This is a genomic window from Salinivibrio sp. EAGSL (assembly GCF_013366455.1).
In the GTDB taxonomy this organism is placed as follows: Bacteria; Pseudomonadota; Gammaproteobacteria; order Enterobacterales; family Vibrionaceae; genus Salinivibrio; species Salinivibrio costicola.
The window spans coordinates 1-11,692 of sequence record NZ_JABWMG010000030.1 but is presented as its reverse complement, the minus strand read 5'-3'; the positions used below and the strand labels follow the sequence as shown (position 1 = coordinate 11,692).

Here is an 11,692-nt window from a genome sequence, read left to right as displayed (position 1 = left end):
TCAACCGGCCAGGATAATTGTCGGAAAACCGGCCAAGATAATTGACGCTACATAGATAGAGAGATACTACCTGCGCCCATGCATATTCGCAGTGAAAATGGAACCGCAGTTTGGAACGCAGACAGATGCTGCGCTGATTTTAAAGGCTTTAAAGCAGACGCTCAAATAATGGATTTTTGGGAATTGTATTCATTCAAACACTCCCAGCCTGATGATCAGAATATTGAACTGATATCTGATGACGTTAAAGCGTCATGGGGGGATGACCTACAAAGTGTAAAGGTTAGTGTCGATAAAGGCCTATGGAATGGGAGGCTCTATCTGCTGCGCAGGGATATTCTTAAGGTACACAAAGCAACACACGGCATAGAAGATTTACCCAATCGTTACAACGACAGCGCTATCGATAAAGAGATCAAAGAACGAAATCGAGAACCGGAAGTGTTATTTACGAAGTTCAAAACGTCACAGGATACGAGAGGTATTGCTCTAGGAGTTATGGCTAAGTTAATCGCTCAGTCTAAGCCGAATAAGTTGATTCGCGGGGGTAAAGTCAATGCGTCAGAACTTGTGAAGATGATGGAGCAAGAATGCGCACGTCTAGGTATCGGCTCCCTCTCCGGTGAAGTGAGAAAGGATATTAGCCAATGTGTTGATGCCGTTGAAAAAGAAATAAACAAAAAACATACAAATCAATAAGTTAAAGAGACTCTCCGGTGAGTGTAGCCCAACAATTTTTCGGGCGCGCCCAATCTATCGGAGATTATCACGGTAGCCTAGCTCCTGTTCGCATTTGAACTTAACAAGGAGCAAGCGATGTCAATTACACGCATTGTATCTCTTAAAGAAATGTCAGCCCTTGTTGGGCGTTCTCCTAAAACTATTTGGCGCTGGTGGCGCAAAGAGCAATCATTCCCCGCGCCTCGGCAAATCAACGGACGCACCATTGGCTGGCGCGAAGCTGACTATGAGGCATGGCTTAATGGGGAGTGGCGACAATGAGCAAGTTTTCTGCGCTAAGCAAGGTCAAGCTGGCGGAACTGTGCCTATTAGAGCTTTTACGCCGTGGCAAAACTGGCCTACATTCGCTGGACGTAAATATCCGAGACCTTACCTATTCCAGCTTTTTGGGTGGAGCCGGTATATTTTGTAGTATCACATTGCCTACGGATATGAATATCTTTTGCATACGTCATGGTTTGCGAATCATCGGCCAACCCGCACCGTTTATCAGTCTGCCCGGTTGCAAGGCCATGTTTAAACGCTACTGGCTGGCTGATCTCGATACGGCAAAAAGCGCGGTTGGTTTGATTAATAACTGGCGAGCCAAACGAGGAGCTGAACCGTTATCAAAGCGCGATTGCAATGCGCTGCTAGCCGCTTTTCAGTCGGAACCACAAGCGTTCAGTGAGGTAGCGTAATGACGAGTGTAACCAAGCATCCCGTTGATCACGCTGAGCTGGCGGATAAAGCCTTGTGTCAGCTAGAGAGCCTAACTGTCGTACTGGGTACTGCTCATTTTGAGGTCGTTGATAACCAACATTGTAAGGGGGTTATATGGGCAATGCAGGAGCTCGCGACAACGGCTAAACGTCACTTACAGGCTAGCCGAGGCGATGTGCCTCTGCGCCGCCGATAGTAGAAAATCATTCAAACCAATGGCTGTCAGTGTTGGCAGCCATTTTTATTGGCAATAGAAAAAGTAAGTACCTGCTATCAGCTAAAAACCCTATTAAATGGGGATGGGACGAGGTGAGATATGTTTTCAAGGTTTTTTAGGCGTATTTCCGCTTATTTCAAACCGCTTAGTTACTGAGAGCGACTTGGCAGCCTTGCAATCACGTTGATAGTGGCCACTTACCGATCCTGGGGAAGCATGTCGGGTTTTATTAATATCTTCCACTCAATATCCATATCACTGATAAGAGAAGTAAGGGCAATACATTTTGGTTCGGCAGAGTTTCGATAGCGTGGCAGTATTGTTGAAACCGAAAACCATGATGAAACAGGAGCTGGCGGAGTAATGAAAAGGAGCTCAGGAATTGGCCTACTCCACTAACACGGGATTTTTCAAAACCAAAGACGGTCGCTGCTGGTCGGTGAATACGGGGCCAGGCTTATCGCCGCTCTACACTGATATCCTTCGGTGTTTGGCCGATCAGTTGGAAGCGATGGAATCTCACTACGCGAGAGTGTTCTGCTTTCGGTTTGATTTGCACCTAACGGCGTACACCGATAATAACGCAACAATGAGCCGCTTACTCTCGCTGGTGGTACAAGCCCTAAAGCGATACTACAAAACGCCTAATATTGGCTATCTATGGGTAAGAGAACATGAAAAGGCCAAACAACAGCATTACCATTGCGTGCTCTTTTTGGATGGCTCAAAGGTGAATCACTTCCATACCATTCAAACCACCATTGACGATTACTGGGCAGCCTTTGAAGGAGGCCATGTACAAGGATGCGGTTTTAAAGTATTACCTAGAGGGGACTCACACGCCAAAGCTGAGATCATCTACTGGCTGTCGTATCTCGCTAAAGTGCGTGGCAAAGCCAATGGCAAAGGAAAACGCTATAGGCCCAGCCAAACTAAACGCTACGGTGTCAGCAGGGTTAAAATAAAAGCGAAAAATTGCGCACTTGTAGACAAAAAAGAAAAACCGCACACCGATGACATTTTTGCGTCGCTAGCCTTTGCGGGGCGCGGGTCTTGAGTCAAAAAGTGAGCAAAACACTGCGCAGTTTTGAAGGTGAAAAGTGCGCAGTTGCAGACAAGGTGAGCTCTGTTTGCACCTATCAACATTTGTTGCTGCCGAACACCGCAACATAGTCATAATCTTAAATTCGATGCTCAGAGACAGCGTGATGTGGGATAAAAAATCTCGCCAAAATTTAACGATTGACGACATACTCGTTTGTTATAGCGATTATCACCACATCACCACGACTGTATGTCCCAATCACCTGTTTTAGGGTTCCTGACCATCTTGGTATTACTTGGATAATCACTACCAACCAATTTGAAAATGTTTATTACCTGCTCAATAGAAACTGAGTAAAGCTTTTTATTTCGATCTTTGTCTGACGTAACATAAAAACTTACAAAGTGCCCTTCATCATTTATTTCTGGCATAAATACATAGCTATGCACAATAAAATTGCACAGTGCTCTGAGAGTTTTGGTTTCACACTGTTTGCCGCTAAGATCATACAACTCGTCCACTCTATGCCAATTCATATAATCTACAGGCTTCAGGTTAGAGAAACACTTCAAACTAACATCAAAGCTTTTGGTTGAGTCTGAGATTTTGGATGTATCCATTAGCTTTCTAATGGCATAAAAACCGATAAAAACATCTTTTTCAATTTGCACAAATTCAAATTCATTAATCTCGTTTGATTTACTTAGTTTCTGCAATCTAGATGCGCTTTCTAGTAAAGGTTCTTTCCAATCAGAAGAATCCCAAATCATTTTTTCCTCTATCGCTATCGCGAATCTTTGCGGCAACTTTGGAACCGCGCAGCGGTGGAAAAGTTGTCCGACAACAGCGTATTTTTATGCGCATCAACCTCTTATCTTATGAGGCATAAACCTTAGTTAAATTATCATTCGTCAGTTTCAGGGCTGAAAACTCTGCGGTAGAGCAAATGGTCAAATCCATTTTTGGCGCTTGCTCTCCTAATCCAGATTTTAAAGTTACGGAAACTCGCTCAACCGCGTCTTTCGCCTGAAAATTCGAGTAAACGATGACCGCATCAATATCTTCGTATAGCTTTCGCCGTAGATAAGAACCGAAGAGATATACTTGGAGGCCTTTTGGCATACTTGTACGCTCGAGCGGCCGTTTAAAAGAATTTATTCGATCTTCTCGTTCGGACCTAAGCAGATAATTTAAAAAATGTTCGCCGGTCTTCCGTAACGCTCCCATAAACTCCCCGAACATGAAAAGCCCTATCCCATGTTCTATACATAGTTGTTTGGCATCTTCAGCGTATTGCCCTGCTGGGCACGAACAAATAATAACTTCTACTTGTGGGTCAACAGCCATCACCTTTTCGAGAGTGTATTCAGTAAAATAATATGTATTCGTTACGAATACTCGAAGCTCCCTGCCATCCTTTAGTGTGATAGACATTGTAGCTCGATTAAGCTCTTCCATTTGAGCTATAAAGTCGTGATTGGCCAAGAACCGGTTAATGAACGTAGAGACCTGACTGTGACGAAATTCAAGTTCTTCTTCCCCTCTTCTTTCGAGAGGAGGCATTTCTACGCCCAACTTTGTCTTCACAAAATGATCAAACTCCACTGGAAACAGCTTATAATCATTAACCTTTTGCCCCAGCAGACAGTTATCTTCAAAGGCATCAACGTGAAGCTTATAATTGAGCATCGATCTATAGACATCCCAAGGATATGGAAAATTTCTTTTGTTTTTCTCTATTAAATTAACGATGCGGCGGTTGTTTGGAAGAATTGTATCAAGGCACCTCCTTCGCCAAATAATTAAGGCATCACCAGAGTCCCCCTCTAAGACACGCTGAGAATATGGACCGTATTCTCGAAAAATCGCTCCGTTCTCATCCAGAAGCTCACTCACCTCAATCAATAGTTCGCGCTCATCTGTCACTCTCGGAATATTGAAGAACTGCCTAACTTTCCTCTCATGATCAGATTTCCAAATTCGAATGGCCTCGACGCTAAATTTCTTTTCCAACTCATCTACGATTTTGTGACATTCAAGGCAGAGCATAATTAAGTTGTCGAGACCATCTCGATCTATTAACTCCGCTAGCTCATGGTCACTTCGAGGCCCATTTTCACCGTGACCAATAATATGTGCTACGTTGGCTAGGCTTACACTATCGTCCCCTACGGTGGCGAATAAGAAGCGGGTACAACTCGGGTTTTGACAATACCCTCCACAACCTGCCCAAAGCTGCCTCGCGACGTTAACAGGTATAGATTTTCTGGCCATTTCAACAATTTCCCTACATTTGCTTTGTGCCTAAATTGTTCAGACTATGGAAGCGCATAGCGCCTGCTTAAGCGGCTGCCAATGCACTGCACCCAAACAGACCACCCTAATAACGTAAGCCAAACAGAACCAAAAATGCCATAGGTTGGCAGTCCGACTTTAAGCACTTGTTATGCAATCATTCCGATCGATTTCTAAGTTCATTTCGGTCATGAACTTGTTGATTCCATTCAGAGATTTTGTGACTACATTCTTCATCAAAATCACTCAAGGCATGTCTGGTTTGGTAAATTTTTTCTACTATTGCATCTAGTGATTCAACAGAAAATTGGCATAGCTCGTGTTCAAGCCCGTCATTTCCGACTTTGAACTTAACTTGAGTATATCCGTCTTCATCTGTGTATTCCCAATTGGCATGAACTACTTTATTCCTTAGTACTCCACATTCTTTGAGGCTAGATATCAAGGGCTTGTACTCTTTGATATCCCACCCAAAGCCACGAATGAAATCATCATTAAACTTTTTAAATAGATCAACTTTCGTTGAATACATCATGGAATGTAAGACAAGTAAGCCTTTTTGATCTGATCGATCAGAAAATGTCTCGCATAGCATACTATCGAGACTTGCCTCTAACGCATTAAAGGCAACAACTATTTCACCAATTATTGGCAAAAAGTCTTGTATCACCTCGTAGCTATTTTCCGTATCACCCAATCCGTCCAGTATATTCTGCCCGACTGGTGTCTTTTTAATTTTCATACTGAACCCTAACTATGTTGCATAACGCCCGCATCTAGCGAATCCCCTCATAAATATCAGTTGAAACAATGAGGTAGACACGCATCGCTCCCTCTGATCTAATGAATTTCGCCAAAAACACACTCGATACAGACAGATTTAATAGCGATGCTAACGATGCGTAATGACCAAATCCTACTACAAACACTGTCAAAGCAGTGCCCTGAAATTCACAAAAAACGGCTTATTTCTCTTACTCTTGCTACTAAAACTTTACTCGGCGGCGCTGATTTAACTCTCACCAAACTTGGGCGTGCGTTTGAGACGCAAACCTTGGTTGTGTACAGCCTACGATATGGTACTTCGACACAACCGGACGCGCTGTGTAAAACGACTCAATATCCTGCTACTCATTGCCCTGCTTGCCGATATTTTAATGTGGTGGAATGGCTTAGTGGCAACTCAAGCAGGTTGGCATTATCACTTTCAAGCCAACACCATTAAGCATCGCCGCGTACTCTCGATACCTCGTCTTGGTCGCGAGGTGAGAAACCATCGGCGATATCTGATTAAGCTAACCCAATATCAGTGGGTCATCAGGCATATCAACGGCTAACGCATTCGATGGGGCTCGGTCAATTATGAGGGGATCCGCCAGCGCCCTTACAAAGTGCAGTCCCACTAATATAACCATCAGCTAATCGCTGAGGGATAATTTCACCTTCCTCCACTCGAGGAATTAAAGCTAATTGCTCCATATGTACTCCGTATGTTTAGTAAAGTTAACGCTCGCAACACCGTGAAATTTGGGGCCCAGCGGTAAATTTTTCCGGCAAAAGCACCTTGTTATGTTTTTTGCTCATCTGCTAGCTTACGAATCTCATTTGCATGTAGTTGCTCAATAACTCCTGGAATTTTTATAGTTCTAAATTTCCCACCAGTGTCAATATACTTATGCTCTTCTTCGGTTTTTCTCTTTGAATGGCCAGCAAAATCACATAGATTGGTAAAATAGTCATTCGCATATCGATAAGCAGCTACCAAATCATCAGTTGTGGTACCAACTGACAGAAATTTTTCCTTATTTCTTCCATTGACTTCAACTTCGAGAAGAACGCTTCTATCAGCTAAGTCTCTGTAGATTTCCGGAAGACCCAAGCATCTACTTAGATGATGCATAGTTACACAAGCGTTAAGCAAATAATGGCTAAAAGCCTTGTCTGGATCTTTGTTTCTTAATACAACGTCTATTTGCCGCCTAGCACTAGCCAATGAGTTCTCAACGCTTTTAAATATTTCAGCATTAACTTCGGGAACTCCCGAGGTAGGATCACCTAAAAAGAAAGATTTATGAACCCTTGGGTGTATTTTGAAATGGCCTTTTAAGGCGCCAAAATAGTCTGTTTCTTGAAGTCTATCAAAGTACGAAAAAAGCTCATTTCTATGTGAGTAGAAGGCATCTAGATTGTTTTTATGATTTGTGATTAATATCTGCCGTGCTGTTTGCTCAGTGGAATGTAAACGGGACACCAAAACAGTTAGCGGCAACGCTAGAGAAAGGAAAGCAAGAGGAATTGCGCTAATACTAAAGAATTTAGTGAGACCACTAGAAGAAAGATCAACCTCATATCCATCCCATGCTATAATCCCTAATACAAAAAAATATGCAATGGGAAGAAGAGTGCTCAGCCAAAGCAACCCCTGTTTTAGGAGTCCTCTTTCTGGATTCAGCTTGAACGAACCACGACCTAAAACAGCTCCTATTAACAAAGATACGAGAAGCACTGGGCCAACAGCTAATGCCAGCAATATTAATTCTTCCTTCAATCTCTTAGTTCTCCATCAGCATAACGCCACGCTCTGCGGAAAATTTGAAGCGCGGCGTAAAAATTGTCCGACAACAGCAGTTGGTTATGCATTGTGGTAGATATATCGTCCACTTGCTTCAAGCACAGTTTTGAGTAGGTCAGATGCGTACCTCAAGTTCTCCCTTTGTCCATCCAAATACTGAATGTCTTTAGCACCGTGAAATAGGTTGTTCCGAAGACGATACGTTATAAGCAGGGTTGCGTAGATTTTGTTGACGAGGCTGTCGTCGCTTTTAATAAGGACGTTTTCTACCAAAGTCCTGTGGGGCCGGTGTGCCAAATTAAGTCGGTCAAATCGGTGATTGGTACTTCCATCAGCTATGTACCTATCGGACCAAAAAGTCACGAACTCATCCAATCTTTGAATTGAAAAATCATGCGACACTCTCTCGGCGATTGATTGCAATTCATCAACTACAATTACGTCTTCGCCGTGAGCTTCAGTCCCCTCGAATAGTGCCCATATTAGGGTGAAGTCAGCTACAAGAGCCAAAGTTTCCTCTGTCAGGCGCTGTCCACCACTAACATGCGTGGCAATCCACTCAACTGCACTCAAACTGTCACCTCCCTATGCCTAACGCCGCCAGCAGGGGCCAATAAACCAGAGCGAAGCGGCGGTTTTTTGGTCCCTCTGGCTGGCTTTGTTAGGCATTTAGTTTATCCATCATTTCTTTTATCGGCAGCTCTGCCTCAAAGAACTTTTTAAAAGCTAGGTGTAACGCTCTGATCCAACTTTCACTTTCAGGAAGCTCTAGGAATTTCATAGCTTTTTCAGGTATAGGGTCCTTCTGAAAATGAAATGTAGAGTTTCTAAAAAGTCGAAGTGCGTCTACAAAGTGTTCTTGAGAAAGGAGCTCATCCACTTTTGGATTGGTACATTTAAGCTCCTTGTAACCTTCTATTACGACGTAGATAAGCCCGTAGAGCACAGATAGCCTTGCAAATGACGAATGAAGCTCTGCGAAATCCGCCAAGCCCTCCGGAAGGCCATGGTCATCCCCGATCTCAGTCGCAATGACTTCTTTTACAGAATCTGCATTGAGCCAGTGCTTGTGGAGTGATATTAGTTTTTCCATGTACCCTCGTATTGCCTAACGCTTGCAGCATGCGCGCCCTTGGAATGGAGCCGAAGGCGCAATGTAAAGGGCGTCGCCGTGCCTGCACTGGTTATGCAGTTTTACCAACGAACGGGGTCCGATTCGAATTCGCTCTGTTCGAGCCGCTCCAAAAATGAAAAAGATCCGGGAACTTCGCTTTTCACCTCGTACCATATGCCCGATATCAACGGTTTCTCTAGATTGTCCTTTATGCCACTTCTCCACTCGACCCAACGCGCCTTACTAACCCGCCTTTTTGACCTCTGATAAACCTGCTCGTTACAAAGGTCAAGGTAGTTATATATTGCTTCACGTGCTTCGTTATGACTGGGTCCATTTAGCTTCTTGCCAAGAAGAGCATCGACAGGAACTCTGTACATTAACTCTCGGTACTGCTGATCGTAAGAATCCTCAAAAGATGCGCTAGCCAGCTTCCTGGACTGCCAGATTTGCCAAGCCGCGATAAGAACACCAATCGCTGTAGCCGCTGATGCGATACTGTTTAGATCCATGAGCTACCTTCTACTGCATAACGCCGCGTTAAGGGGTGAGCAACGCGACTACCAACTCACCGCATTGCACTAAAAACTAATAAAATCAAAGCATAAAGAAAATGCTACGCGTTGCGAATCCCTCTTTAACGCCTTGTTATGTGTGGCTTAAAAATGAAATATTATTAATAGAGAAAAAAGTACAAATAACAACCACCAAAAGAAACTGATACGAAAGAAACTAAACCAAATCTGTATGCTAGCTTTTTACATGCGGCATATTTTATTTGTAATTCTTCTGAGCAACCTACATGTGGATATGGAATATCATTAAATAAAAATACAGGATTCATTCTTATCCATTGAACGAATGATATTATTGCTAAAACTCGAGCAAAAGCAATTAAATAACTAGATTCATTAAAATATCGAAAGTAATACAATTCAGAACATACAGCTATCGAGAACAGCCATAGCCCTCCCCACAAGAAGCTATGAAGATATTCACGTTGAAAACCATAAATCCGATTCGCTAAGTATTTTTCATAATATTCTTCACTCAAGAAACACCTCATATAAAATCAAGCACATAACGCTTGGTACACGTGCCGGTTTGGAGCCGCAACGCGGTGGAAAACCGGTCACCGTGCTGCCACTGGTTAGACATCTCTTGCACAACCTATTCCTGCCGTTCATCGATCTTATTCATTAGCAGGCTCGCCAAACTTATCAGGTGGAGAGACTTTGTGCTGCTAGGGTTGAGATTTTCATGTGCTTTCGGGTTTCGGATGCCAGTCATCGAGCCAGCAAAGATCTGCATGTAACCCTGCTGAATATTTCTATCGCTTTCAGTGGCAAGCTCAGACAGGCGGATGACCGGATTTTGCGGCGAGAAAACGGTTGTCATTAAACCAGCCCCATCCAATTCTCGCCCGTCCATCCCATGAAGTATGCGTTTGACGGCATCGTTCACTTCCTTGAATGATGCCTCCACCGCATCGCCAAAAAAACCAGCCTCAAATCTTGGCCTCGCCAGCGCACTGATCCTTGGGTGCACGAACTCCCAAAACCACTGTGTGGGACTGTCAATATTATCAATATTCGATGCCTCAATGCGGCGTCTGGCCTCAGGAATAACAAAGGCTTGGATCAGATCTAATGCCTCGACGGCATCACCTTGAAGTGGCGTCATGTCCTTCATGTGTTCAACGAGCTCAGCCCACCCAAGAAGCTGGCAGAAAGCACGAAGGCTGTTGATCTTACCAGTTAGGATGTTGTCGATTACGCCTTGAGGCTCTGCGTCGTCGTAGTAAGGATTCAATGGAATCTCAAACTCCGCGAGTTCGTCTAGCATCTTCGTCAAAGCTTTTTCTCGGGTTTTTGGCATGGTGCTCCTTCAGATGTCTAACGCCCGCGTAATAGGCGCGAGCTTGCGAGCGTCCTAATTGACGCGTTTGTTAGAAATTACTCAGCCTCCACGCAAAACACTATTAATGAGGGATTCCATGTCTTTGGGAAGCTCGTACTCAAACCACATAAAGAAATTTCCTGCAATCAGGTAGTAAGAAGCCAAAAGGAAAACTGAGATGAGTATTATGTTCTCCCAAAAATGTGCATATTTCCTAGTTCTTTTCGCCAGCCAAGGCTCTTGCCCCTCTTCGGTGACTATATAGTTACCCATTACAGCAAAGTAGGTAGTAGATAAAGTTAGTCTCATCATGGCAAAGAAGAGCAATAGAACTCCTAGAAGGTGAAACATAAACCACCTAAAATCCAGCATGGAAAAATAATCACCCAGCCCCAAAAGACCATAGCTATTGATAAGTTCCTGGCTAAACTTGAAATTTTCGGGGGCGTAGTTTGGCGTGATAGCTTTGTTTACTATATGAAAAGATGCCACGAAAAAAGCCCCATAAAAAATCAAGTTTGCAAACCAGCGCCACCCTGCAAACCTACCCTTGAACAAACTATGTAGAATACCTCCGGACCAAAGAGAAATGACAAAGATCGTCAAATAGTAAAGAGAGTTGAGAATTTCCAGCCTGTTAAATAGATATATAGTTCCAGCTATTAAGAGGAAAAATCCGATTACAGCCACCAAGCCTTCTTCGTTTGAAGATGAACTATTATGGCTTTGCTGAGGCTTAACAATATTATTAACCGTGACGGAGATAGATGTGCCGTTGTTTTCGTTAGATCTAGAACCTTTTCCTTGTCTGATAGAGTCGATAATTAGGCCTAAAACAAGGCCAAATATAGTCATGAAAAATGATATATAAATGTCTACTTCTTTTGACTTAATGACTTCCAAAATTTCCATCTGCGGTCTCTTAATCTTCTTTGATTTCTAACGCCCTGTTAAGGTGTGAGCAACGCAATACCAATGCCGCCGCATACCACCTTAATCATTTAAACCAACGCATAGTAAAAATGCCACGCGTTGCGAATCACTCTTAAACAGTTTGTATGGATAATCTCACCCGTATTTGGGTAAAGTGAGACCCAGGCTTTAGCT

Annotated in this window: 14 protein-coding genes and 1 pseudogene; 6 read left to right on the top strand and 9 right to left on the bottom strand. The window is 43.4% G+C overall.

Annotated features, from left to right (window positions below; translation table 11 throughout):
- The first annotated feature begins 78 nt into the window (after positions 1-78).
- The 5 genes from HLG76_RS14220 to HLG76_RS14200 all read left to right on the top strand — a co-directional run bounded on the left by HLG76_RS14220 (position 79) and on the right by HLG76_RS14200 (position 2,717).
- The gene (locus HLG76_RS14220; protein WP_175993888.1) at positions 79-699 is read left to right on the top strand and encodes a hypothetical protein; all 621 of its coding nucleotides are present in this window, start codon (positions 79-81) and stop codon (positions 697-699) included.
- A 117-nt stretch (positions 700-816) separates the two neighbouring features.
- Entirely contained in the window at positions 817-1,002 is a 186-nt protein-coding gene (locus HLG76_RS14215) for an AlpA family transcriptional regulator (RefSeq protein ID WP_175993887.1), read from the top strand.
- Positions 999-1,421, top strand: a complete 423-nt coding sequence (locus tag HLG76_RS14210) for a hypothetical protein (RefSeq protein WP_175993886.1) — start codon at positions 999-1,001, stop codon at positions 1,419-1,421. The genes HLG76_RS14215 and HLG76_RS14210 overlap by 4 nt, the downstream gene beginning before the upstream one ends.
- Positions 1,421-1,639 carry a hypothetical protein gene (locus HLG76_RS14205; protein ID WP_175993885.1) on the top strand — a complete coding sequence of 73 codons (219 nt, stop codon included), beginning with the start codon at positions 1,421-1,423 and terminating at the stop codon, positions 1,637-1,639. Before HLG76_RS14210 ends, HLG76_RS14205 begins: the two co-directional genes overlap by 1 nt.
- A 403-nt stretch (positions 1,640-2,042) precedes the next feature.
- On the top strand, positions 2,043-2,717 hold the full coding sequence (locus tag HLG76_RS14200) for an inovirus-type Gp2 protein (protein WP_175993884.1): 675 nt from the start codon (positions 2,043-2,045) through the stop codon (positions 2,715-2,717).
- A gap of 224 nt (positions 2,718-2,941) precedes the next feature.
- Here the strand turns inward: HLG76_RS14200 and HLG76_RS14195 are convergent, their stop codons facing one another.
- The 3 genes from HLG76_RS14195 to HLG76_RS14185 all read right to left on the bottom strand — a co-directional run bounded on the left by HLG76_RS14195 (position 2,942) and on the right by HLG76_RS14185 (position 5,742).
- A complete protein-coding gene (locus HLG76_RS14195) occupies positions 2,942-3,475 on the bottom strand; it encodes a hypothetical protein (protein WP_175993883.1) in 534 nt (177 codons plus the stop codon).
- A gap of 106 nt (positions 3,476-3,581) precedes the next feature.
- Entirely contained in the window at positions 3,582-4,979 is a 1,398-nt protein-coding gene (locus HLG76_RS14190) for a nucleotidyltransferase domain-containing protein (protein WP_175993882.1), read from the bottom strand.
- A gap of 178 nt (positions 4,980-5,157) precedes the next feature.
- The gene (locus tag HLG76_RS14185) at positions 5,158-5,742 is read right to left on the bottom strand and encodes a hypothetical protein (protein WP_115059636.1); all 585 of its coding nucleotides are present in this window, start codon (positions 5,740-5,742) and stop codon (positions 5,158-5,160) included.
- Positions 5,743-6,067: 325 nt separating this feature from the next.
- On the opposite strand from HLG76_RS14185, the pseudogene HLG76_RS14180 reads away from it, so the two are divergent.
- Positions 6,068-6,366: pseudogene (locus HLG76_RS14180) on the top strand (transposase); the annotation flags it as partial.
- A 201-nt stretch (positions 6,367-6,567) separates the two neighbouring features.
- On the opposite strand, the gene HLG76_RS14175 reads toward HLG76_RS14180, so the two are convergent.
- The 6 genes from HLG76_RS14175 to HLG76_RS14150 form a co-directional block, all read right to left on the bottom strand.
- Positions 6,568-7,548: a hypothetical protein gene (locus HLG76_RS14175; RefSeq protein ID WP_175993881.1), complete on the bottom strand. Its 981-nt coding sequence runs from the start codon at positions 7,546-7,548 to the stop codon at positions 6,568-6,570.
- An 84-nt stretch (positions 7,549-7,632) separates the two neighbouring features.
- Entirely contained in the window at positions 7,633-8,145 is a 513-nt protein-coding gene (locus HLG76_RS14170; RefSeq protein ID WP_175993880.1) for a hypothetical protein, read from the bottom strand.
- A gap of 88 nt (positions 8,146-8,233) precedes the next feature.
- The gene (locus HLG76_RS14165; RefSeq protein ID WP_175993879.1) at positions 8,234-8,665 is read right to left on the bottom strand and encodes a hypothetical protein; all 432 of its coding nucleotides are present in this window, start codon (positions 8,663-8,665) and stop codon (positions 8,234-8,236) included.
- A gap of 697 nt (positions 8,666-9,362) precedes the next feature.
- On the bottom strand, positions 9,363-9,740 hold the full coding sequence (locus tag HLG76_RS14160) for a hypothetical protein (protein ID WP_175993878.1): 378 nt from the start codon (positions 9,738-9,740) through the stop codon (positions 9,363-9,365).
- Positions 9,741-9,856: 116 nt separating this feature from the next.
- Positions 9,857-10,564 (bottom strand): TIGR02391 family protein, encoded by a 708-nt coding sequence (locus HLG76_RS14155; protein ID WP_175993877.1) that lies wholly within the window; start codon positions 10,562-10,564, stop codon positions 9,857-9,859.
- An 81-nt stretch (positions 10,565-10,645) separates the two neighbouring features.
- Complete coding sequence (locus HLG76_RS14150; RefSeq protein ID WP_175993876.1) at positions 10,646-11,497, bottom strand: hypothetical protein; 852 nt, start codon at positions 11,495-11,497, stop codon at positions 10,646-10,648.
- Positions 11,498-11,692: the final 195 nt, after the last annotated feature.